The following is a 22,302-nucleotide window of genomic DNA, read 5'->3' on the forward strand; positions in this document are numbered from 1 at the left end:
TGTGGGGTTCCGGACCCGGCGTCCGCTCAGTCGCCGTCGGCGGAGCCCAGGACCAGGGAGAGCGTGCGTTCCTCGCCGTCGCGTTCGACGGTCAGCTCCAGGCGGTCGCCGGGGCGGTGCGCGCGGGTCTTGACGATCAGTTCGTCCCCGGAGTGGATACGGGTGCCGTCGACCTCGGTGATGACGTCCCCGGCCTCGATGCCCGCCAGGTCGCCGGGCCCGCCCGGGGTGACCGGGGAGCCTCCGCCACCGCCCTTGGTGCTGACCCGGGCGCCGTCGCCGGTGTAGTCCAGGTCGAGGGTGACGCCGATGACCGGGTGGGTCGCCCGGCCGGTGTTGATCAGCTCCTCGGCGACGCGCTTGCCCTGGTTCACGGGGATGGCGAAGCCGAGGCCGATCGAGCCCGCCTCACCGCCGTCCTGGGCGGAGCCGTCCGCCGCCGACCTGATGGCGGAGTTGATGCCGATCACCCGGCCCCGGGAGTCGAGCAGCGGCCCTCCGGAGTTGCCTGGATTGATGGCCGCGTCGGTCTGCAACGCGTCGACGTACGACACGTCGCTGCCGTCGCCGCTCCCGCCGCCGGCCGTGATGGGCCGCTCCTTGGCGCTGATGATGCCGGAGGTGACGGTGCCCTCCAGGTCGAAGGGGGCGCCGATGGCCACGACCGGGTCGCCGACCTGCACGTTGTCGGAGTTGCCGAGGGGCAGCGGCTGAAGCCCGCCGACTCCGCTGACCTTGACGACGGCGAGGTCGTAGCCGCTGTCCCGGCCGACGACCTTCGCCTCGGCGGTCTCGCCCCCGTTGAAGACGACGGTTATCTCGCCGCCGCTTCCGGCCGGCTCGACGACGTGGTTGTTGGTGAGGATGTGGCCCCGGGTGTCGAGCACGAACCCGGTGCCCGTACCCGACTCCTCGCTGCCGCTGACATGCAGCGTGACCACACTCGGCAGGGCCCGGGCCGCGATCCCGGCGACACTGTCCGCGGCCCGGCCGGCCGGCTCCGCGGACGCCTGCGGCAGCTTCACCCCGCCCAGCCCGCCACCGCGCTCCAGATGGGCCCCCACGATCCCGCCGAGCACCCCGGAGACCAGCGCGAGCGCCAAGGCTCCCCCGGCCAGCCGCCTCCGCACCGTGCGCCGCCGCTCGGCCTCACCGGGCGCGGCGGCACCGGTCTGGTGCAGCGGCCCGGCGGGAACGGGGGCCCAGGGGTCGTAGCGGTGCCAGGGGTCGGTGGGGGGTGCGGGGGGTGCGGTGGGGTCGGGCACGGGGGTGGCGATGGGGGTGACGGGTGGTGTGGGGGTGCCGGGGGAGGTGAGAGGTGGGGTCGGGGTGTGGGCGGAGGCGAGGGGCGGCGTGGGGGTGCCGACGGGCGGCGCCGCGAATGCCGCACCGGGGGGCACCGAGGGGACCGGGGCGCCGGGGACCGGGGTGCCGACGGCCGGGGCGCCGACGGCCGGAAGCGGGGCCGGGGTGCCTGGAGCCGTCGCAGGCGCCGGGGCGCCTGAACCCGGAAGCGGGGCCGCGGTGCCTGGGATCGGGGCACCTGAACCCGGAAGCGGGACCGGGGCGCCAGGGATCGGGGCGCCGGCGGACGGAGGCGCGGCCGGGGTGCTTGGGGGCGCCGCAAGGGACGGGGCGCCCGGCGTCGGAAGCGGGGGCGGGGTGGCCGGAGGCGTCGCAGGAGCCGGGGTGACGGGCGGGGGTGCGGCCTGGGCCGCGGCCCCCTGTGCGGCGGTCGCCGCCGGGTGCTGGACGGGCGGCGCGGGTGCCCAGGGGCCCGGCTGGCCGTACGGCGGGGTGCTGTAGGGGTCAGGGTCGTGCAGCGGCTTGGGAGGTTCGTCGGCGGCGACCGGGGGCGGGACCTCGGGCGCGGACTCCGCGCGGATCTCCGGGGCGTCCGGCGCGGGGGCCACCTCGGGCGGAGTCTGTGTCCGAGGGAAGGACGGGTCCGAGGGGACCGGTGTGCCGGCCGGGGCCGCCGCCCCGAGGGTGTCCGCCGCGTCGGGGCCGGGGACGGCCGCGCTCACGGGGAGGCTCAGTTCATAGTCACCGTCACTGTCGCCGTCGCCGCTGCCCAGGTCCCGGTCGTCGGGATCCGCGCCCTCGGCGAGGCCGGGGTTCACGCCGTCGGCCTCACCGCCGGAGCGCTCCGGTGCCCCCGCCGATGCCGCTGCGCCGTCGGAGGCCTCCGCGGGCCGGGCCAGTTCGAAGTCGCCCTCCGCCGGTGCGTCCGGCTCTCCCGGCCCCTCGGGTGCCCCCGGCCGGGGCCGGCTCCACCACTTCGCCTTCGTGGGCTTCCCCTCGTCCATGCTCTCCCCACAGTCGGACCCCGTAACGGCCGGGCGGACCCCGCCTCCTGGATTCAACCAGGTTCACGCCGGACCGGCGCAGGGACCGCGTCAGCGGGGGTTCTGCGCGGCGGGGGAGGTGGTGGGGGCGGACGTGGCGTCGGGGACGGGCGCGGCGAGCAGGCCTGCGCCGGAGACCTCGGGAGCGGTGGTCCAGGCGGTCAGGGCGACCGGAGGGTTCGTACCGAGCGGGCGTATCAGAGGGGACATGGCCGCCGCGCCGGCCACCATGGGGGCGGTGAGCCGATGCAGGACCGCCGGCTCGGTGCGGCCGGAGTCCGGGGAGGGCATTCCGGGCAGCAGCGGGGCGGACACCTCGGTCGGCGCCGCCGGGGTGCCGAGGAGCTGGCCGCCCTGGGCGAGCAGCGGTCCGGTGGCCCGGCGGCGCTGGCTCTCGGGCGGCGTGGCGGAGCCCGGGGTGCGGGCCGGTGTCACATTGCTCCCGCCGGACTGGCCGCGGGCGTCCGCGGCGGTGTCGATCGGCACACCGGCGTTCATCCCGCCCAGGGCGATCGCGGCCAGCGACACCGCGCCGGCGGCGACGAAGGCGAACCGCAGACTCCGCGAGCGCTCGGTGTCGTGGCGGTCGCCGCCACGGCCGACGGGGTGGACGTGGAAGCCGCTCTCGTGGGCGGGCGGAAGGACGGAGCCGTGGTCGCGCCCGGGCACGTAGCCGAACGAGAAGGGCTGGTCCCTTCTCACTCCGAAGACTCCGTCACCGAACCCTCCCCCGCCCAGCGGCGTGCCGCCGCCGTCCGGGTCACCTCCTCCGGGGAGCCCCTGGAGACGGGCCAGGAAGCTCTCGGAGGGGGCGGGCGGTGCGACTTCCGCGAAGACGTTCTTCAGCCGGCGCTGGGCGTCGACCTCGGCCTTGCACTTCGGACAGGTCGCCACATGGGCCAGCACGCGCTCGCGCGTGTCATGACCGAGCTCGCCGTCCACGAGGGCGGAGAGCCGGTCTCCCAGATGCTGCTCTGCGAGGAGCCCCTCGCCGGGATTGCGTCGAGTCCCACTCACGCGGTCGCGCCCCCTCCTCCCAGAGCGGGCACCCGCGCCGCGAAGGAGCGGCGCTCGGCCCGCGCCTTGGGCGAGCGGTGCGCAAGGGCCTTGCGCAGCTGCGAACGGCCGCGGTGGATGCGCGAGCGGACCGTGCCCAGCTTGACGCCCAGGGTGGCGGCGATCTCCTCGTACGACAGTCCTTCGATGTCGCACAGGACGACCGCGGCGCGGAACTCGGGCGCGAGGGTGTCGAGGGCCTGCTGGACGTCCGCGTCGAAGTGGGCGTCGTTGAAGACCTGCTGCGGGCTGGGCTCCTTGCTGGCCAGCCGCTCGGCCGCGTCCTCGCCGAGCGCGTCGAAGCGGATGCGCTGCTTGCGGCGGACCATGTCCAGGAACAGGTTGGTGGTGATGCGGTGCAGCCAGCCCTCGAAGGTGCCGGGCGTGTAGGTCGACAGGGAGCGGAAGACACGGACGAAGACCTCCTGGGTGAGGTCTTCCGCGTCGTGCTGGTTGCCGGTGAGACGGTAGGCGAGCCGGTAGACCCGGCCGCTGTGCATGCTGACGATCTCCTCCCAGGTGGGCGGAGTCCACGCCTGCCCGTCCGCGTCGGTGGAGAAGGTCGCGGTCTGGGCCTGTCCGGCGGCGAAGCCAGTGGCGGGACTGTGGTCAGCAGCGGTGTCGTTCACGGATTTCGGCCTGGCCGCCGATCCGAGGAAGCGCCGCAGCACTCCTCCCCGATCCACGGGGGCAGCCGCACCTCCCCTGTCGGCTCTGGTGGTGTCCAGTGGAGCCCCTACCATAGCCACCTCGCCCGTTAGCTCCGGATAAGCGGTTTTACGAGAATTTGATCTGGGCTGACACGGCTCATACGGCTGCGTCAGCACTTGCTCGGACTCTCGCCCCTCGTCGTGATCCAACTGTGTCCCCCGGTCGTCGTTCCCACCCCTACAAACGACCGGTCCCATCTGCGGGTTCCCGGCGGCAACGGATACAGTCACGCCCAGGCAACCACGGGGACAGGAGAGGGTCATTACCGGCAACCGGCAGGCAAGCTGGGCGTTCGCCGACGCCTATGCCGCCGAGGACGACGCGCTGCGCTGGGCCCGCGACCGGGCCCGTGAGGCAGGGCTGCGCTCGGTGTCGCCCAGCACGGGCGCCGCGCTGCGTTTGCTGGCCGCCACCGTCGACGCGAAGGCGGTCGCGGAGATCGGTACCGGCACCGGTGTCTCCGGGATCCACCTGCTGCACGGGATGCGCCCCGACGGTGTCCTGACCACCGTGGATCCGGAGCCCGAACACCAGCAGTTCGCCCGGCAGGCCTTTCGCGCCTGCGGCTTCGCCAGCAACCGGGCCCGTTTCATCCCCGGCCGCGCGCTCGATGTCCTGCCCCGCCTCGCCGACGCGGGCTACGACCTCGTCTTCTGCGACGGCGACCGGCTGGAGTTCCTGGACTATCTCGCTGAATCGTTGCGTCTGCTGCGCCCGGGCGGCCTGGTCGTCTTCGAGGGCGTCTTCGCCAACGGCCGCACGGTCGACTCCGGCCCGCAGCCCACGGAGGTCATACGGATCCGGGAGCTGCTGCGGGCGGTGCGCGAGAGCCAGGAGCTGGTGCCGTCCCTGCTGCCGGTGGGGGACGGGCTGCTGTGCGCGGTCAAAAGGTGACCGCTGGGCCGTTCGGGCGGCACCGCCTCGCTTCGCCGTAGGGCCCAGTCGCGGGCCGGCGCCGCAGGGCCGAGCCGCTGGGCGATGCCGTGGGGGAGCAGTACCAGGAGGGAGCCGGAGGGCACACAGTCGCCCCGGCACCCTGAGGGATGCCGGGGCGACCGAAAGGGTATGGTCGCTTGCGCGTCAGCCGACGACCTTCTTGAGAGCGTCGCCGAGCGCGTCGGCCTCGTCAGGGGTCAACTCGACGACGAGCCGACCGCCGCCTTCGAGCGGAACGCGCATGACGATGCCCCGCCCCTCCTTGGTCACCTCGAGCGGGCCATCGCCCGTCCGCGGCTTCATGGCCGCCATGCTCGTTCCCCTTCCTGAAACCAGCTCACGTGAAAGCCGACGGCCCTGGCAGGGCACGCGCGGTCCAGCGTGGGACACGCGACACCGGCATCGAACACATTGCTTCCAAGCCATTATCCCGCATCTCAGGACCCGATGACCAACATCAGTAGGCATCGCTTGGGCAACGCGCGCGAGCAAAACCACTCAATTCGGCGATGTGGCTGCGATACTGCGCCGCCGCACAGACAGACGCGGTCCGTAAACCGGGTCGAATTCTTTGACGCAGGTCACACGCCGCGTCCGGTCCTCGGACGATGATCTCCGCCATGCTGTCCTTCGTACACCGGCGTACCGACCAGTAGTACGCCGGGGAGCCGCCACACGGAGGGGATACGCCATGGCCGACACCGTGCTCTACGAGGTGAGCGACGGGCTCGCGACGATCACTCTGAACCGCCCGGAGGCGATGAACGCGCTGAACGTCGCGACCAAGGTCGCCCTGCGGGACGCGGCACGCGCGGCGGCCGAGGACACCGGCGTACGGGCGGTGCTGCTGACCGCCGCCGGGGACCGGGCCTTCTGCGTCGGCCAGGACCTCAAGGAGCACATCGGGCTGCTGGCGGAGGGCTCGGGGCAGGTCATGAGCACGGTCAAGGAGCACTACAACCCGATCGTGCGGGCGCTGACGGAGGCCCCGAAGCCGGTGGTCGCCGCCGTGAACGGGGTCGCCGCGGGAGCCGGCTTCGGCTTCGCGCTGGCCGCCGACTACCGCGTCGTGGCCGACACGGCGTCCTTCAACACGTCGTTCGCCGGTGTCGCGCTGACCGCCGACTCGGGCATCTCCTGGACCCTGCCCCGGGTGATCGGCCCCGGGCGGGCCGCCGACCTGCTGCTCTTCCCGCGCAGCATCACGGCTCAGGAGGCGTACGAGCTGGGGATCGCCAACCGGGTCGTGCCCTCGGCGGAGCTGCGCGGTGAGGCCGAGAAGGTGGCACGGGCGCTGGCCGAGGGGCCGACCGTGGCGTACGCGGCGATCAAGGAGGCCGTGGCCTTCGGGCTCTCGCACTCGCTGGCCGAGACGCTGGAGAAGGAGGACGAGCTGCAGACCCGGGCGGGTGCGTCGGAGGACCACACCATCGCGGTGCAGGCCTTCGTCAACAAGGAGAAGCCGAAGTACCTGGGCCGCTGAGTTCGCGTGCGGGTGCGGGGGCCGGCCGCGCCCGCGCGGCGGAGCCGCCCGTCGACGAAACCCCGCCTTCCGGTCGATACGGCCCCGCCCCCCGTCGACACGGCCCCGCGCTCCTAGGGCGCGCTTCTGCTCACGCAGGTGGCCAGGTGGTCGTCCACCAGCCCGCACGCCTGCATCAGCGCGTACGCCGTCGTGGGGCCCACGAACCGCAGTCCCCGCTTTTTCAGGGCCTTGGACAGGGCCGTCGACTCGTCCGTCACGGCCGGGACGTCGGCCAGGGTCTTGGGCACCGGGCGGCTGGACGGGTCCGGGGCGTGGGACCAGATGAGCTCGTCCAGTGCGCCCGGGGCCCACTCGGCCAGCACGCGCGCGTTGGCGAGGGTGGCGTCGATCTTGGCGCGGTTGCGGATGATGCCCGCGTCGGCGAGGAGGCGCTCACGGTCCTCGTCGGTGAAGACGGCGACCGACGCGATCTTGAAGCCGGCGAAGGCGGTGCGGAAGCCCGGGCGGCGGCGCAGGATCGTGATCCAGGACAGGCCGGACTGGAAGGCCTCCAGGCTGAGGCGCTCGAAGAGCGCGTCGTCGCCGTGGACCGGGCGACCCCACTCCTCGTCGTGGTAGGTCACGTAGTCCGGGGTGGACAGCGCCCACGGGCAGCGCAGCGCGCCGTCCGGACCGGCGAGGGAGGTGCCGTCACTCACCGCTGGTCCTCCGGGTCGGGCTTCTCGAAGGAGACGTGGGGCCGGGGCGCGGTCCGGGCGCCGGCCAGGGCGGACTCCAGGTCGGCGATCCGGGCGTCGCGCTCGGCGAGTTCGGCCGCGAGGCGGTTCAGGGCGTCGTCGACGTCCGCCATGCGGTAGCCGCGCGCGGCGAGCGGGAAGCGGAGGTGGTCGATGTCGGAGCGGTCGACCGGGCGGTCCGGGGGCAGCGGGTCGTGCAGCCGCTGCGGTGCCGCCTCGGGCAGCGGGCCGGTGCCCTCGCCGCCGCCCACCACGGCGAGTGTCACCGCGGCGACCACGACGGCGAGCGCGATGACCAGGAACAGGAACATAACCATCGGTGGGTCTCCACGCTCGGTGTGCTCGATCTCGAATGTGTCCGGGTCCGATCGTGCCATGCGGGTCCGGCGGTTAGGGTCACAGGCGGCGGATGTGCAGGACGTACCAGGAGAGGTCACAGGCGATGCTCAGGCTGGGCAGGCGTGAATTCGGGGCCCACGAGCCGGTGATCATGGCGATCGTGAACCGGACCCCGGACTCCTTCTACGACCAGGGTGCGACGTTCCGCGACGAGCCGGCGCTCGCGCGCGTGGAGCAGGCGGTGTCGGAGGGCGCCGCCATCGTCGACATCGGCGGGGTGAAGGCCGGGCCGGGCGAGGAGGTCACCGCCGAGGAGGAGGCGCGGCGTACGGTCGGGTTCGTGGCCGAGGTGCGGCGGCGGTTCCCGGACGTGATCATCAGCGTGGACACCTGGCGGGCGGAGGTCGGGGAGGCGGTCTGCGAGGCGGGGGCGGATCTGCTGAACGACGCGTGGGGCGGCGTGGACCCCGGGCTCGCGGAGGTGGCCGCGCGGTACGGGGTGGGGCTGGTGTGCACGCACGCGGGGGGCTCAAAGCCTCGGACGCGGCCGCATCGGGTGACGTACGACGACGTCATGGCCGACATCCTGCGGGTGACCGTGGGGCTGGCGGAGCGAGCTGCGGAGCTGGGGGTGCCGAGGGAGTCGATCCTGATCGATCCCGGGCACGACTTCGCCAAGAACACGCGGCACAGTCTGGAGGCGACGCGGCGGCTGCCGGAGATGGTGGAGACGGGCTGGCCGGTGCTGGTGTCGTTGTCCAACAAGGACTTCGTCGGGGAGACGCTGGACCGGCCGGTGAAGGAGCGGGTGCTGGGCACGCTGGCGACGACCGCGGTGTCGGCGTGGCTGGGGGCGCAGGTGTACCGGGTGCACGAGGTGGCGGAGACGCGGCAGGTCCTGGACATGGTGGCGTCGATCGCCGGCCACCGCCCCCCGGCGGTGGCCCGCCGCGGCCTGGCCTGACCCACGCCCTCGCCCCCGCCGCCCTTCTCCTGCCCACCGCCGGGGGCTCCGCCCCTCCACCCCTGTGAGACGGGTGGCGGGTGGGCGAAGGCGGAGCCGCCGGACGGGTGGGTCAGCGGGCGGCCTCCTTGGAGACCAGGGCCACCGCTTCGTCCACGTCGTCCGTGACGTGGAAGAGCAGGAGGTCCTTCTCGGCTGCCTTGCCCTGGGCCACGAGGGTGTTCTTGAGCCAGTCGATCAGACCGCCCCAGTACTCCGTGCCGAAGAGGACGATGGGGAAGCGGGTGACCTTCTGGGTCTGGACGAGGGTGAGCGCCTCGAAGAGTTCGTCCAGGGTGCCGAGGCCGCCGGGCAGGACCACGAAGCCCTGCGCGTACTTCACGAACATCATCTTGCGGACGAAGAAGTACCGGAAGTTGAGACCGATGTCGACGTAGGGGTTGAGCCCCTGCTCGAAGGGGAGCTCGATGCCGAGGCCGACCGAGGTGCCGCCCGCCTCGCTGGCGCCCTTGTTCGCCGCCTCCATGGCGCCGGGGCCGCCGCCGGTGATCACCGCCCAGCCGGCGTCGACAAGACCTCGCCCCAGGCGGACGCCCGCCTCGTACTCGGGTGAGTCGACCGGTGTGCGGGCGGAGCCGAACACGCTGATGGCCGGGGGGAGTTCGGCGAGGGTGCCGAAGCCCTCGATGAACTCGGACTGGATGCGCAGGACCCGCCAGGGGTCGGTGTGGACCCAGTCGGAGGGGGCGCGCTCGTCCAGCAGCCGCTGGTCCGTGGTGCTCGTCTGTACCTGATCCCGTCGCCGGAGGACCGGTCCCAGGCGCTGTTCCTCCGGCGGCTGCTTCTTGCCCTCGGGGTTGCCTGTAGCCATGTGAGCTCCCTCCGCTTGCGGTGTTCGTACCTCAGCGTAGATCTACGCGGGTTACGCGCGGGGGACGTCGGCGTGTCCGCCCCGCAGCGCCGCCGCCCCCGGCGGCCTTCTCATGCCGTCAGCCAGGCCCGCAGGCGCTCCTCCCCCGCCAGAACCTTTGCCGTCTCGACCCGTTCGTCCCGCCGGTGCGCCAAGTGCGGGTTGCCGGGCCCGTAGTTGACCGCGGGGATGCCCAGCGACGAGAAGCGACTCACGTCCGTCCAGCCGTACTTGGGCTGCGGGGTGCCGCCCACGGCCTCGATGAAGGCGGCGGCGGCCGGGTGGGAGAGGCCGGGCAGGGCTCCCGGGCTGTGGTCGTCCACCACGAACTCGGCGACCCCGCAGTCCGCGAAGACCTCCCTGACGTGCGCGATCGCCTCGTCCTCGGTGCGGTCCGGCGCGTACCGGAAGTTGACCGTGACCACGCACTCGTCGGGGATCACGTTGCCCGCCACCCCGCCGCTGATGCCCACCGCGTTCAGGCCCTCGCGGTACTCCAGGCCGTCGATGACCGGCCGGCGCGGCGTGTACCCGGCCAGGCGGGCCAGCACGGGGGCCGCCGCGTGGATCGCGTTCGAGCCCATCCAGCCGCGCGCCGAGTGCGCCCGCTCGCCCTTCGTCCTCAGCAGCACCCGCAGGGTGCCCTGGCAGCCGCCCTCGACCTGGCCGTCGGACGGTTCCAGCAGGACCGCGAAGTCGCCCGCGAGCCAGTCCGGGTGGGCCTCGGCGACGTGCTTGAGGCCGTTGAGGTCGGCGGCGACCTCCTCGTTGTCGTAGAAGACGAAGGTCAGGTCGCGGTTGGGGGCCGGGACCGTCGCCGCGATGCGCAGTTGCACCGCCACCCCGGCCTTCATGTCGCAGGTGCCGCACCCCCACAGGACGCCGTCCTCGTCCAGGCGCGAGGGGACGTTGCCGGCGATCGGGACGGTGTCGATGTGGCCGGCGAGGACGACCCGCTCGGGGCGGCCCAGGTGCGTGCGGGCGATCACGTTGTTGCCGTGGCGGTCCACCGTGAGATGCGGGAGCGCGCGCAGGGCGGCCTCGATCGCGTCCGCGAGGGGCTTCTCGGTGCCGCTCTCGGAGGGGAAGTCGACGAGCTGCGCGGTGAGGGCGGCGGCGTCCAGCGTGAGATCAAGAGGGGTGTCGGCCATGCGGTCGACCCTAACGCGCCAGAAGTCCGTCGCGCTTTTCACAGCCGCACGCACCTCTCTCCTCCGTTTCCGTACTCTCCAGTACCTTGTACGCGTGCCAGAGCCGTCTCCCTCTTCCCAGCGTCGCGGCCGCCGCCTGCTCCGTTTCGGGGCGGCCTGCGTGGTCCTGTCCGCCGTCGCGGGCTACGTCGTGGTCCAGTACGTCACCGGTGGCGCCGACGATCCCGGCTGCAGAGTCGTTTCCGGCGCGGCGGACGGGGCGACGTACGAGTTCACGCCGGAACAGGCGGTGAACGCGGCGACGATCGCGGCCGTCGGCACCGACCGGGAGATGCCCGAGCGTGCCGTGGCCATCGCGCTGGCGACCGCGATCCAGGAGTCGGGGCTGCGCAACCTCTCCCACGGCGACCGGGACTCGCTCGGCCTGTTCCAGCAGCGGCCCTCGCAGGGCTGGGGCACCGCGAAGCAGGTCACGGACCCGGCGTACGCGGCGAGCATCTTCTACGAGCACCTCGCCAAGGTGCCGGACTACACCGAGCTCCCCCTCACCGTCGCCGCGCAGCGTGTGCAGCGCAGCGGCTACCCAGAGGCGTACGCCAAGCACGAGACGGACGCCGTGCTGCTGGCCGCCGCGCTCACCGGGACCTCGGCGGCCACGCTGACCTGCGACGGACGCGTGGGTACCGGGACGGTCACCGGCCCCTCCGCGGTGCGGGCGGCGCTCGCCCGCGACTTCGGGCGGGACGCGCTGCGGGAGGCGGACGCGGAGGCCGGCGAGGGCGGGGAGACGGCCGCCGCGGCGGACAGTGACGTTCCCGCCGCGCAGACCGACGGGCGGACCGTGACGCTGCCGGTGTCCCGGAAGACGACCGCCGCCGGGCGCGGCGTCCAGGAACGGGGCTGGCAGCTGGCGCACTGGGCGGTGGCCAACGCCTCGGCGCTGCACATCGAGCGGGTGTCGTACGCGGGCCGGGAGTGGACGGCCGGGAACACCGACAGCCGGTGGCGGGCGACGGACGCGGGCAGCACGGAGGCCGCCGGGGCGTCGGGGTCGGGCGGGGGCACGGGCAGCGTACGGATCGTGACCGGGCAGTAGTACGGGCCATCACCTGGCCGGGTGATGCCCGGGGGTGTTCCGCCGGCCGGGTGCTCAGGTTTTCGCGCCGTCACCCTCATGTCCGGCGAAGCCCTTGGGAACAAAGGGCTCCGGCGGTTCGGCGGACTGTCACACCGGACGGGATTTGCCCGATTTCCTCCCCAGCCGATAATGCGACGCATTGCCAACTCTTTACGGCGGGCGTCCGCAACCTTCGCGGGCTTCGAGCGGTAGTCACTGCGTTCTCTGTTCTCTCCCGTCGAAGGAGCATCATGTCCCTCCCCCTGACCCGCAGGATCGCCCGTGCCGCGCTGCTCGTCGCTGCGGGAGCGGCCGCCGGGGTCGGTGCGGCCGGCTCCGCGAGCGCTGCCCCCTCCGCCCTGCCCGCCACCCCGGACCTCGGCGGGCTGACCGCCCTGGACGGGGCGAACGTCGGCACCACCGTCGACGGCGCGACGCAGAGCGCCACCGGGCTCGCCGGTGACGCCGGCGGCAAGGCGGTCAAGCAGACGGTGCCGGTCGCGGGCAAGGCCGGCGGCAAGGCCGTGAAGAAGGCGGCGCCCGCGGTGCAGAAGGCGGCCGGTCAGGCCGCCGGAACCGCCGGGGACGTCCTCGGGGACACCGCCAAGTCGGCCACCAAGGGCGGCCTGCCGACCGACGGGCTCACCAAGGGCGGGCTCGGCAAGGGCGGCCTGCCGGGCGGCGGCGGCACCCTGAAGGGTCTGCCGATCGGCTGACGCCTCGGGCGCACAGGAGCGCCGGGGTCCAGGACGCTTCCCGGACCCCGGCGCTCTCGCGCGTGGCGGCGAGAGCCTGGTGCGGCAGGCGCCGCTCCCGCAGCCGGTCCTAACCGGCCGCGAGCCTCTTCACCGCCGCGGCGACCCGCTCGTCCGTCGCCGTCAGGGCCACCCGTACGAACCGGTCGCCCGCCGTGCCGTAGAAGTCGCCCGGGGCCACGAGGATGCCGAGGTCGGCGAGGCGGGCCACGGTGTCCCAGCAGGATTCGCCCCGGGTGGCCCAGAGGTACAGGCTGGCCTCGCTGTGCTCGATGCGGAAGCCGTGGTGCACCAACGCCTCGCGCAGGAGGGTGCGGCGGGCCGCGTAGCGCTCGCGCTGCTCGTGGACGTGGGTGTCGTCGCCGAGGGCGGCCACGACCGCCGCCTGGGTCGGGGCCGAGGTCATCATGCCGCCGTGCTTGCGGATCTCCAGCAGCGGGGCGAGAACCGCCGGGTCGCCGGCCACGAAGGCGGCGCGGTAGCCCGCCAGGTTCGAGCGCTTGGACAGGGAGTGGACCGCGACGACGCCCTCGTACGAGCCGCCGTTCACGTCCGGGTGCAGGACCGAGACGGGGTCGGCCTCCCAGCCCAGCTCGAGGTAGCACTCGTCGGAGAAGACCAGGACGCCGTGCTCACGGGCCCAGGCGACGATCCGCGTCAGCTCCGCCTTCGACAGGACCTTGCCGGTCGGGTTGGACGGCGAGTTCAGCCAGAGGAGCTTCAGGCCCTCCGGGCTCAGCTCCGTCGGGTCGTCGTAGACCTCGTACTCGGCGCGGGCGAGGCGGGCGCCGACCTCGTACGTGGGGTAGGCGAGGCGCGGGTACGCCACCCGGTCGCCGGGGCCGAGGCCCAGCTGGGTCGGCAGCCAGGCCACGAGCTCCTTGGAGCCGACGATCGGCAGGACGTGGCGGTGGGTGACCTCGCGGGCGCCCAGACGGCGCTCCAGCCAGCCGGTGATCGCGTCGCGCAGCGCCGGGGTGCCCCAGACCGTGGGGTAGCCCGGGGAGTCCGCCGCGCCGATCAGGGCCTTCTGGATCAGTTCGGGGACCGGGTCGACCGGGGTGCCGACGGAGAGGTCGACGATGCCGTCCGGATGCGAGGCGGCCTTCTTCTTGTACGGCTCCAGCTTGTCCCAGGGAAACGTGGGCAGGCGGTCGGAGACTGCGGACACGGGTGCTGGCTCACTTTCTCGTACGTACGGCAACGCCTCGGTCCCGTATGGCCGTCAGGGTGATCAGGCCGTACGGGACCGAGGCGGCACGATGGTGCGGGCCGCTGATGCGGTTACTCGGCCTGCGGCGGCAGCGCGGCGACGAACGGGTGGTCCCGCTCGATCAGTCCCAGCTTGCTCGCACCACCGGGCGAGCCGAGCTCGTCGAAGAACTCGACGTTCGCCTTGTAGTAGTCCTTCCACTCCTCCGGCACGTCGTCCTCGTAGAAGATCGCCTCAACCGGGCAGACCGGCTCACAGGCACCACAGTCGACGCATTCGTCCGGGTGGATGTACAAGGACCGGGAGCCCTCGTAGATGCAGTCGACCGGGCACTCCTCGATGCACGCCTTGTCCTTCACGTCGACACAAGGCTGCGCGATGACGTAGGTCACGCTGTCGTTCCTCCTCGATAGGGCGCTGGCGGGCCTCCTCAGGCTCCGCCGCCTGGCGCGCGGGAGCGCGGCGTCGTCGATGCCCGCCCCTAGTATCTCCGTTCTTGGGCATGATCCGAACAGGAGGGGTGAACCGACCTGTGGAATTCTCGGCCTACGGACGCCTCGAGGTCCGTATCACCACTGCTGACGTGGGCAAACGCGTCTCTGTACGGCGCTTGAGCGACACTGGTGTCACGGAGGGGAAATTCACCGACACGGTGGGTGTTCTCACATCATGGGACGACGGTGTGCTGGTGATCACACGCAGGAGCGGGGAGAGCGTCCGGATCGACGCGTCCTCACTCGTCGCCGGGAAGGTCGTCCCGGCCGCCCGGGCGCGCCGCCGGGGGCCCGCCGCCACCTACGAGGAGCTGGCCCCGGTCGCCGCGCGGGCCTGGCGGCCCGTGGAGAGCGAGCGGCTCGGCGGGTGGGAGCTGCGGGCCGCCGCCGGATACACCCGGCGCGCCAACTCCGTGCTGCCGCTCGGTGACCCGGGCGTACCGCTCGACGAGGCCCTGAGCGCCGTACGACGCTGGTACGGAGAGCGCGGCCTGCCCGCCTACGTGCAGACGGCGACCGGCGCCGAGGGCGCCCAGGAGCGGCTCTGCGTCGAACTGGAGCGGCGCGGATGGGTGCGCGAGGTGACCGCGGAGCTGTGGACCGGGGCGCTGGCGCCGCTGGCCGACCGGGCGGACGCTGAAGGAGTGACGTCGGCCCGGGAGGCCGACGAGGCGTGGCTGGCGCGGTACCAGCGCAAGGGGGTGAGCGAGGTGGCCCTGAAGGTGCTGGGGAGCGGACCGTCGGTGTGGTTCGCCTCCGTGCCCGACCCGTCCGGCGGTGTGCCCGCCGCCATCGGGCGGTGTGTCGTGGACGGGCGGTGGGCCGGGTTCGCCGCCGTGGAGGTCGATCCGGCACATCGGCGCAAGGGTCTCGCCACGGCCGTGATGGCCGCGCTGGCCCGCCGGGCGCTGGACGAGGGCGCCTCGGCCGCCTGGCTGCAGGTGGAGGAGGACAACGCGGGGGCGCGGGCGCTGTACGCCCGGATGGGGTTCTCGGCGCACCACGCCTACCACCACTACCGGGAGCCTTCGTGAGCGCCTACGACCCCGCTGAGGTGCGGCGGCTGTTCTCCGCGGAGGCGCGGGCCGAGCGGCCCGACCTGGCCATGCTGTGCCTGCTGGTGGGCGCGGCGATGGACCCGGAACTGGACGAGGCCGGGCTGGACGCCGCGCAGGCGGAGCTCGACCGGCTGGCCGGGGAGGTGCCGTTCCGGCCGGGCGGCGCGGGGGCGTGGGCGGAGGCGCTGCGGGAGCTGCTGGGCGGCCGGTACGGGTTCCACGGCAGCGCGCCGGACTACCAGCGGCTGGAGTCCTCCCTGCTGCATCAGGTGCTGGCGCGGCGGCGGGGGCTGCCGATCCTGCTGTCGGTGGTGTGGGTGGAGGTCGCGCGGCGGGCCGGGGCACCGGTCTACGGGGTCGCTCTGCCGGGGCACTTCGTGGTCGGGTTCGGGCCGCCCGGGGACATCGGACGACAGGTGCTGGTCGACCCGTTCGAAGGGGGCCGGGTGCTGACGGGGGGCGACGCCGAGCTGCTGGTGGCCGGGGCGACGGGGGCGCGGCTTGAGCCGTCGATGCTGGCCCCTGCCGAGCCGTTGGAGGTGGTCGTGCGGATCCTCAACAACATCCGGTCGTGGGCGGCGGCCAGGCCGGAGCGGTCGGACGTGGGGTTGTGGGGGGTGGAGTTGTCGCTGCTGATCCCTTCGCATCCGGCCCGGTTGCGCTACGAGAAGGGCGCGTTGCTCGTCCGGCGGGGTGACTTCGTCGGGGGTGCGGCCGAGTTGGAGGAGTACGCGGACCTGGTGGAAGTGGTGGACGAGGGGACCGCCGAGCGGGTGCGGCGGGAGGCCCAGGCCGCGCGGGCGATGCTGAACTGACGTCGGCCGCAGGGTGACGCGGTCGCCTACAGCCAGCCCTTCTCCCGTGCGATCCGTACCGCCTCCGCCCTGTTCCGCGCCGCCAGTTTCTGGATCGCCGTCGAGAGGTAGTTGCGGACCGTCCCCTGGGACAGGTGCAGCTCCGCCGCAAGCTCGGCGTTGGTGGAGCCGTCGGCCGCCGTCCGCAGGATCTCCCGCTCGCGGTCCGTCAGCGGGTTGGCCCCCTCCGCCAGGGCCGCCGCCGCCAGGGTCGGGTCGATGACCCGCTCCCCCGCCAGCACCTTGCGCACCGCCTGTGCCAGTTGGGCCGCCGGGGCGTCCTTGACCAGGAACGCGTCGGCACCCGCCTCCATGGCGCCGCGCAGATAGCCGGGGCGGCCGAAGGTGGTGAGGACGACCACTTTCAGCCGCGGGAGTTCCTTGTGCAGCCGGGCCGCGGCCTCGATGCCCGTCATGCCGGGCATCTCGATGTCGAGGAGGGCCACGTCGACGTCGTGGGCGCGGGCGGCGGCGAGGACCTCGTCGCCGCGGGCCACCTGGGCGACCACCTCGATGTCGTCCTCCAGACCGAGGAGGGCCGCCAGCGCCTCGCGGACCATCGACTGGTCCTCGGCGAGGAGGACCTTGATCGTGCCGTCACTCATGGCGGGATCCTACGTCCGGGGCCGGGGCCGCCGGGACGCGGGCGACCAGGCGGAAGCCGCGTCCGGCCCGGCCCGCCTCCAGGGTGCCGCCCGCCTTCTCCAGACGCTCGGTCAGACCGGTGAGGCCGTTGCCGGGGCCCTTTCCCGGACCGCCCGATCCGTCGTCCTCGACGGAGAGTTCCAGGACGGCTCCGTCGAGGGTCTGGCGCCTGATCACGTCGACCGTGCAGCGGGCGGCCCCGCTGTGGCGTACGACGTTGGTGATCGCCTCGCGCAGGGCCCAGGCGAGGGCGGACTCGCTGTCCTCGGGCACGCCGTCGAGGTCCGGTTCGGCGGGCACCTGGGCGGTGATGCCTGCGGCCGTCAACGCGACCTGGGCCCCGGCGAGTTCGGCGGCGAGGCGGGGGCGCCGGTAGCCGGTGACGGCCTCGCGGACGTCGACCAGCGCCTGGCGGCTGACCTGTTCGATGTCGGCGACCTGCTGGGCCGCCTTCTCGGGATGCGCGGGGAGCATCCGGCCGGCCAGCTCGCTCTTCAGGGTGATCAGCGAGAGCGAGTGGCCCAGCAGGTCGTGCAGGTCCCTCGCCAGCCGCAACCGTTCCTCGTTCGCCGCCAGTTGGGCGACCGTGGCGCGGGCCTTGCGCAACTCCACGGTCGTACGCACCAGTTGGATCACGCCCGTCATCGCGAAGCCGATGAGCAGGACCAGCACGAGCAGATCGGCCGCCTCCTCCTCGCCGACGCGCAGGCCGACGATCATCATCGACGCGGCGGTGGCCGGGATGGCCCAGTACGCCGAGCGCAACGGGAGGGCCACCCCACAGGCCACGGAGACGTAGCAGAACAGGCCCAGCCAGGCGGAGCCGAGCGCGAGGCACAGCAGCGTGGCGAGGAAGGTCATGGCGGCGATCAGGGTGGCGATGAGCCTGGGCGGGTAGGGCGTGGCCCCCATGTTCCGGAAGAGGAGGGAGAGATAGACGGCGACGAACACGGCCAGGCCCAGCCAGCCGCCGGCCGTGCCGCCGGCGGTGTGGCCGCCGGTGACCAGGTCGTGGACCGGGGAGCTGAGGAAGACCAGCCAGACGCCGATCCACAGCACCTTGCGCCGCAGCAGGTCACGCCGGTCGCGGGCCGGCCGGCCGAGCAGGAGCGCCGGTCCCTGCCGGGCCTCCCGGGGCAGCGGGTCGTCCGTCGTCGCGCTCACGCCTTCAGGGTGTCCTTCCGGTACAGCCAGGCCGCGCCGCCCGTGAACAGGGCGAAGAAGACGACCAGGATGGCGATGTCCCTCCCGTGCGGGGCCCGGCTCTGCTCGATGGCCTGCCCCACGGCAGCGTACGCGTGGGTCGGCACCCACCCGGCCACGTCCTGCAGCCACTGCGGGAAGGTCGTCGTCGGCATCCACAGGCCGCCCAGGATCGACAGCCCGAAGTAGACGATCATCGTGACGGGGCGGACCGCGTCGCCGCTCGCGAGGTACCCGATCGCGACGCCCAGCGCGGCGAAGACCAGGCTGCCCGCCCATATCGTGCCGGTCAGCGCCAGCCACTGCCAGGGGTCCAGCCGTACGCCCTTCACGGCCGCGGCGACGGCGAACACGACGACGACGGACGGCAGGCCGACCACCGCGGCGCTCGCGGTCTTGGCGAGGACGTACCCCCGGCCCGGCAGTGTGGTCAGCCGCAGCTGCCGTACCCAGCCGCTCTCGCGCTCCTTGGCGATGCGCTCGCTGTTGCCCATCAGGACGGCCGTGAGGGCGCCGAAGGAGGCCATCGAGACCATCATGTAGGTCGGCAGGGTCAGGCCCGTGCCGTCGATCCTCTCGGTGGCGTCGGCGCTGCCCGCGATCAGCAGGAACAGGACCGACGGGTAGATCACCGAGAAGAACAGGAACTTGCGGTTGCGCAGGGCGCGGGTCAGTTCCAGCTTGATCAGGCTGTTCACCTGGTCCTCGCCTCCTCGGCGGCGGTGAGGGCGACGAAGGCCTGCTCCAGACCGAGCCCGGCGACTTCGAGGTTGCGTGGGTAGGCCCCGAGGCCGTACAGCGCGTGGACGGTGGCGTCGGCGTCGGAGGACTGGATGCGGACCGTCCGGCCGGATATGTCGATGGTGGTCAGGTAGGGCAGCGCGCGCAGCGCGGTCTCGTCGATCCGCTCCTGCGCCAGGTCGAAGGAGATCCTCCGCACCCCCGCCTTCGCCTTGATCTCGGCCGCCGTCCCGTCGGCCAGCAGCCGGCCCCGGTGCAGGACCAGGACCCGGTCGGCGACGGCGTCGGCCTCCTCCAGGTAGTGGGTGGCGAACAGGACCGTGCGGCCCTGGTCGGCCTGCTCGCGCATGGTGGCCCAGAAGCCCTTGCGGGTGGTGACGTCCATGCCGGTGGTGGGCTCGTCCAGGACGATCAGGTCGCTGTCTCCGGCCGTGGCGAGCGCGAAGCGGACGCGCTGGGCCTGGCCCCCGGACAGCTTGTCGACCTTGCGGCCGGCCAGCTGCGCGATGCCCGCGCGGGCCAGCACGTCAAAGGCCCGGTGGGGCTTCGGGTGCAGGGCGCAGGCGAGCCCGACCAGCTCGGCGACGGTGACCTCGTCCATCAGTCCGCCGCTCTGCAGCATGGCGCCCACCCGCCCGGCGACGATCGCCTCGCGGGGGCTGGTGCCGAAGACGCGGACCGTGCCGTCGTCGGCCTGCTTGAGGCCGAGCAGCAGGTCCAGGGTGGTCGACTTGCCGGCGCCGTTGGGCCCGAGCAGCGCCACGGTCTCCCCGGGGTGCAGCTCCAGGGTCAGCCCGTCCACGGCGCGTACGTCGCCGTAGCTCTTGCTCACTTGGTCGAAGCCGACCACGGGTGCTGTCTTCGTCGTCATGACAGCGATCGTCGCTCCCGGGGCCTGCCCGGCGGCAGTGTCGGGAGTCCTCGGTGCCGCATGACAGATGTCATGCGGCACCGCCGTCGCGTCAGGACGGGTCGGTCTCGATGACCGCGGTGCGGTCCGTGGTGCTCTTCAGGGCCGGGCGCAGGGCACTGATGACGTCCTGCACGGTGACGGCCGTCTTCTGGCCGGTGCCGCGGGTGATCAGGACGCCGTCGAAGGTGCCGCCGTACAGCTCCTTGAGGGCCGCCGGGTCGTAGTGCTCCACCAGCTTGCCGTCGACGGCCTGGACGCCGAGGAACTTCCACAGGGAGTTCTTCGGGCTGAACTCGATGAACTTGGTGGTGCCCTTGACCTCGATCTTGACGTTGCCGGACATCGCCGGTTCGGCGAAGTCCTTCATCATCCGGTCGACCTCGGCGTCGGTGATCGTCGGCTGCCGGGTCGTGGTCGGGACCTTGACCGCGGGGGTCGAACCCGTCTCCACCTGGGTGCGGTACGCCGTGACGACGGCGTCCTCGGCCTTCGCCGCGTCGATGCCCTGGCCCGCCTTGCCGTAGACGGCGACGGCCTTGCCCGACTGGAACTTGATCGTGCCGTCGGTGGCCGATCCGGCGCCGCCCGCCGCGCTCTCCAGGGCGGCCTGGAGCTTCTCCTCGTCGACCGGCATCTCGGGCTCGACCTCGCGGTGCTGCCCGAACAGCGAGCCGATCACGGAGACCGGGTTGTAGTCGCTCTTCGCGGCGTCGTCGACCGTGGCCTGGATGTCGAACTGCAGGCCCGCCTGGTCCGGCTTGAGGGAGACGGTGTCGCCGTCGACGGACAGCTTCAGCGTCTGCGCGGCCCGCTCGTCGAAGGCGTCGTCGAGCTTCTTGACGGCCTCGTCGCGGGTGCCGCCGCCGATCTCGACGCCGAGCACGGTGGTGCCCTTGGGCACGTCGGAGTGGTTCATCAGCAGGCCGGCGCCGTAGACGCCGACGCCGCCGAGGACCAGCACGCCGCCGAGCAGGACCAGCTTGCTGCGGCCCTTCTTCTTTTTCTTCTTGGAGTCCGCGGACGCGTTCCGCGCGGCCGGGGCGGACGCCTTGGGCGGGGTCTGCGTCCCCGGCCCGCCGCCGCTCTGGGAGCCGCCGGGCGCGAAGGACGCGCCGGGGCCGCCCTGGCCGTCGGCGGGCACGACCGGGATGCCGCTGGTGACGGTGTGCCCGGAGACGTTGTCGGCGGGACGGCCGTAGCCGCCGGCGCCCGGCTCGGGCGCGGGCTTCTGCGGGGTGAGGATCGCGGTGTCGTCGCTCAGGCCGCCGCCCGGCAGCCGGCCCGTCCCCGGGCCGGGGCCACTGCCGGGAGCGGCACCATGCGGCGGGCCGGCGGGACCCGCCGGGCCACCGGGACGGCCGTAGCCGCCGGGGCCGCCGGGCGCACCCTGGATGCCGGGCGCGCCGACCGCCGGGCCGGCCGCGTTCTGCGTCATCGGGGGCACCATCGGGCCGTCGCCGGTGACCGGGCCGGTGGTCGGGCCCGCGGGACCCTGCGGGCCGCCTCGGCCGTGCGGGCCGGCGGGGACGTCCGGGCCGTTGAAGTCGTGCCGGCCGCCCGGGCCGGAGGGGGCGGTGAAGTCGTGCCGGCTGCCGGGGCCCGCCGGGGCGCCGCCCTGGCCGTCCGTCCCGGGGAAGCCGTTCTGGTCGCCGCCGTTGTCCGAGAAGTACGGCAGCTCGTCGCGGCGCGCCTCGGTACCGCCGCCGCCCTGGCCCGGTGTCTGTACGGGCCTGGAGGTGCCGAGCGGGCCCGCGGCCAGCGCCTCGGTCACGTCGAAGGAACCGGTGCCGCCGCCGTGCCCGGGAGCCACCGGACCGCCGGTGGCGCCGGGGAGACCCGCGCCGTTGGTGCCGCCGGGACGGGTGCCCGTCGGGGCGCTCATGGAACCGACCACACCGCCGGGCCGTCCGCCACCGGCCCGTCCGCCGCCGGCTCCGGCACCGGGACGCGCGCCGCCCCCGCCACCGGTTCCGGCACCCGGAGCACCGGTGACGCCGCCGGAGGCCCCCGCACCGGAGGCACCCGCACCGGAGCCGCCCGTGCCCGCGGCCGAACCGCCCGGGGTCCCGGCCCCGTTGGCGGAGCCGCCGCCCTGACCGCCCTTGGGCGCGCCGGACTTGCGCGGCGCGAACCAGTCGCTCGTCTTCTCGTCGGCGGCGGGCGCGGGTTCGGCGGGCGCCTCGAAGGTGCCCGTGTCCGACCCGGAGGAGCCCGTGGTGCCCGGAGAGCCGGCGGGCGACGCGGGCTGCGCGTCGGCAGCGGTGTCGTCGCCCTCGGAGTCCGCTACGGGCTTGCGCACGACGACCGGCGGAATGGGCCGCGAACCGGGGATGTTGATCCGGATCCGGGTCGTCAGCGTGGTCTCGGTCTTGCGTTCCTCCGGCTGGGCGGCCGAACGGCCCGCGTCCGCACCGCCGTCGGACACCACGGGGGTTCCGTACGGCGGCGTACCCGAGGGGTACGCGGCCCCGCCGCGCCCGTTGGGCCCGGAGGACGGAGTGTCAGTTTCACGACTCAAGGCAGGTTCTCCAGGTTGGCTCCGCCGCCCGCCACGACCTCACGGGCGGCTCGGCGGCGCGCACCACCATACTGGCCACTTCTGGCGCGTATCCCACGACCGCCGCTGAAACCCACACGGGACTCGCACGCCCGCGCCCTGGCGAAGTGGTAC

The 22,302-nt window shown here is 73.4% G+C and carries 22 protein-coding genes; 7 read left to right on the forward strand and 15 right to left on the reverse strand.

The genetic code is table 11. The annotated features are described in order from the left end of the window. Positions 1-26: 26 nt before the first annotated feature. The 3 genes from ACFY30_RS01380 to sigE all read right to left on the reverse strand — a co-directional run bounded on the left by ACFY30_RS01380 (position 27) and on the right by sigE (position 4,147). Positions 27-2,309: a trypsin-like peptidase domain-containing protein gene (locus tag ACFY30_RS01380; RefSeq protein ID WP_390843143.1), complete on the reverse strand. Its 2,283-nt coding sequence runs from the start codon at positions 2,307-2,309 to the stop codon at positions 27-29. Positions 2,310-2,399: 90 nt separating this feature from the next. Beyond that, on the reverse strand, positions 2,400-3,365 hold the full coding sequence (locus ACFY30_RS01385) for a zf-HC2 domain-containing protein (RefSeq protein ID WP_390843144.1): 966 nt from the start codon (positions 3,363-3,365) through the stop codon (positions 2,400-2,402). Then, complete coding sequence (sigE, locus tag ACFY30_RS01390) at positions 3,362-4,147, reverse strand: RNA polymerase sigma factor SigE (RefSeq protein ID WP_390843145.1); 786 nt, start codon at positions 4,145-4,147, stop codon at positions 3,362-3,364. The genes ACFY30_RS01385 and sigE overlap by 4 nt, the downstream gene beginning before the upstream one ends. Before the next feature lie 163 nt (positions 4,148-4,310). On the opposite strand from sigE, the gene ACFY30_RS01395 reads away from it, so the two are divergent. Further along, positions 4,311-5,009: an O-methyltransferase gene (locus ACFY30_RS01395; RefSeq protein ID WP_390822814.1), complete on the forward strand. Its 699-nt coding sequence runs from the start codon at positions 4,311-4,313 to the stop codon at positions 5,007-5,009. A gap of 186 nt (positions 5,010-5,195) precedes the next feature. On the opposite strand, the gene ACFY30_RS01400 is transcribed toward ACFY30_RS01395, so the two are convergent. Further along, entirely contained in the window at positions 5,196-5,363 is a 168-nt protein-coding gene (locus ACFY30_RS01400) for a DUF3117 domain-containing protein (protein ID WP_003966491.1), read from the reverse strand. A 379-nt stretch (positions 5,364-5,742) separates the two neighbouring features. On the opposite strand from ACFY30_RS01400, the gene ACFY30_RS01405 reads away from it, so the two are divergent. Further along, positions 5,743-6,534, forward strand: coding sequence for an enoyl-CoA hydratase/isomerase family protein (locus tag ACFY30_RS01405; protein WP_390843146.1), 792 nt, complete (start codon positions 5,743-5,745; stop codon positions 6,532-6,534). A gap of 113 nt (positions 6,535-6,647) precedes the next feature. Here ACFY30_RS01405 and ACFY30_RS01410 read toward each other — a convergent pair whose 3' ends face one another. Together ACFY30_RS01410 and ACFY30_RS01415 are read right to left on the reverse strand one after the other, a co-directional pair. Continuing rightward, positions 6,648-7,235, reverse strand: a complete 588-nt coding sequence (locus ACFY30_RS01410) for a DNA-3-methyladenine glycosylase I (protein WP_390843147.1) — start codon at positions 7,233-7,235, stop codon at positions 6,648-6,650. Beyond that, positions 7,232-7,591: a DivIVA domain-containing protein gene (locus tag ACFY30_RS01415; protein ID WP_390843148.1), complete on the reverse strand. Its 360-nt coding sequence runs from the start codon at positions 7,589-7,591 to the stop codon at positions 7,232-7,234. Before ACFY30_RS01415 ends, ACFY30_RS01410 begins: the two co-directional genes overlap by 4 nt. Positions 7,592-7,716: 125 nt before the next feature. Here ACFY30_RS01415 and folP point away from each other — a divergent pair, with 125 nt between their 5' ends. Further along, entirely contained in the window at positions 7,717-8,577 is an 861-nt protein-coding gene (gene folP / locus ACFY30_RS01420) for a dihydropteroate synthase (RefSeq protein WP_390843149.1), read from the forward strand. 112 nt (positions 8,578-8,689) lie between these two features. Here folP and ACFY30_RS01425 read toward each other — a convergent pair whose 3' ends face one another. Next, positions 8,690-9,448 (reverse strand): TIGR00730 family Rossman fold protein, encoded by a 759-nt coding sequence (locus ACFY30_RS01425; protein ID WP_390843150.1) that lies wholly within the window; start codon positions 9,446-9,448, stop codon positions 8,690-8,692. Positions 9,449-9,558: 110 nt separating this feature from the next. Continuing rightward, positions 9,559-10,638 (reverse strand): succinyl-diaminopimelate desuccinylase, encoded by a 1,080-nt coding sequence (gene dapE / locus ACFY30_RS01430; RefSeq protein ID WP_390843151.1) that lies wholly within the window; start codon positions 10,636-10,638, stop codon positions 9,559-9,561. Positions 10,639-10,732: 94 nt separating this feature from the next. Here dapE and ACFY30_RS01435 point away from each other — a divergent pair, with 94 nt between their 5' ends. Beyond that, a complete protein-coding gene (locus ACFY30_RS01435) occupies positions 10,733-11,734 on the forward strand; it encodes a heavy metal transporter (RefSeq protein ID WP_390843152.1) in 1,002 nt (333 codons plus the stop codon). 272 nt (positions 11,735-12,006) lie between these two features. Beyond that, positions 12,007-12,471, forward strand: a complete 465-nt coding sequence (locus ACFY30_RS01440; protein WP_390843153.1) for an ATP-binding protein — start codon at positions 12,007-12,009, stop codon at positions 12,469-12,471. A gap of 109 nt (positions 12,472-12,580) precedes the next feature. Here ACFY30_RS01440 and ACFY30_RS01445 read toward each other — a convergent pair whose 3' ends face one another. Together ACFY30_RS01445 and fdxA are read right to left on the reverse strand one after the other, a co-directional pair. Then, positions 12,581-13,681, reverse strand: a complete 1,101-nt coding sequence (locus ACFY30_RS01445; protein WP_390843154.1) for a bifunctional succinyldiaminopimelate transaminase/glutamate-prephenate aminotransferase — start codon at positions 13,679-13,681, stop codon at positions 12,581-12,583. Between the two features lie 113 nt (positions 13,682-13,794). Beyond that, entirely contained in the window at positions 13,795-14,115 is a 321-nt protein-coding gene (gene fdxA, locus ACFY30_RS01450; RefSeq protein WP_003998156.1) for a ferredoxin, read from the reverse strand. 140 nt (positions 14,116-14,255) lie between these two features. On the opposite strand from fdxA, the gene ACFY30_RS01455 reads away from it, so the two are divergent. Together ACFY30_RS01455 and ACFY30_RS01460 are read left to right on the forward strand one after the other, a co-directional pair. Continuing rightward, positions 14,256-15,251, forward strand: coding sequence for a GNAT family N-acetyltransferase (locus tag ACFY30_RS01455; protein ID WP_390843670.1), 996 nt, complete (start codon positions 14,256-14,258; stop codon positions 15,249-15,251). After that, the gene (locus ACFY30_RS01460) at positions 15,248-16,090 is read left to right on the forward strand and encodes a tetratricopeptide repeat protein (protein ID WP_390843155.1); all 843 of its coding nucleotides are present in this window, start codon (positions 15,248-15,250) and stop codon (positions 16,088-16,090) included. Before ACFY30_RS01455 ends, ACFY30_RS01460 begins: the two co-directional genes overlap by 4 nt. 26 nt (positions 16,091-16,116) lie before the next feature. Here ACFY30_RS01460 and ACFY30_RS01465 read toward each other — a convergent pair whose 3' ends face one another. From ACFY30_RS01465 to ACFY30_RS01485, 5 genes are all read right to left on the reverse strand, one after another. After that, positions 16,117-16,734, reverse strand: a complete 618-nt coding sequence (locus tag ACFY30_RS01465) for a response regulator transcription factor (protein ID WP_390843156.1) — start codon at positions 16,732-16,734, stop codon at positions 16,117-16,119. Beyond that, positions 16,727-17,938 carry a sensor histidine kinase gene (locus ACFY30_RS01470; protein WP_390843157.1) on the reverse strand — a complete coding sequence of 404 codons (1,212 nt, stop codon included), beginning with the start codon at positions 17,936-17,938 and terminating at the stop codon, positions 16,727-16,729. The genes ACFY30_RS01465 and ACFY30_RS01470 overlap by 8 nt, the downstream gene beginning before the upstream one ends. Further along, positions 17,935-18,675 carry an ABC transporter permease gene (locus ACFY30_RS01475; RefSeq protein ID WP_390843158.1) on the reverse strand — a complete coding sequence of 247 codons (741 nt, stop codon included), beginning with the start codon at positions 18,673-18,675 and terminating at the stop codon, positions 17,935-17,937. Before ACFY30_RS01475 ends, ACFY30_RS01470 begins: the two co-directional genes overlap by 4 nt. Next, on the reverse strand, positions 18,672-19,589 hold the full coding sequence (locus ACFY30_RS01480) for an ABC transporter ATP-binding protein (RefSeq protein ID WP_390843159.1): 918 nt from the start codon (positions 19,587-19,589) through the stop codon (positions 18,672-18,674). The genes ACFY30_RS01475 and ACFY30_RS01480 overlap by 4 nt, the downstream gene beginning before the upstream one ends. Before the next feature lie 91 nt (positions 19,590-19,680). Next, positions 19,681-22,149 (reverse strand): hypothetical protein, encoded by a 2,469-nt coding sequence (locus ACFY30_RS01485; protein ID WP_390843160.1) that lies wholly within the window; start codon positions 22,147-22,149, stop codon positions 19,681-19,683. Between the last annotated feature and the right edge of the window lie 153 nt (positions 22,150-22,302).

This window comes from Streptomyces sp. NPDC000345 (genome assembly GCF_042898825.1).
Taxonomy (GTDB): domain Bacteria; phylum Actinomycetota; class Actinomycetes; order Streptomycetales; family Streptomycetaceae; genus Streptomyces.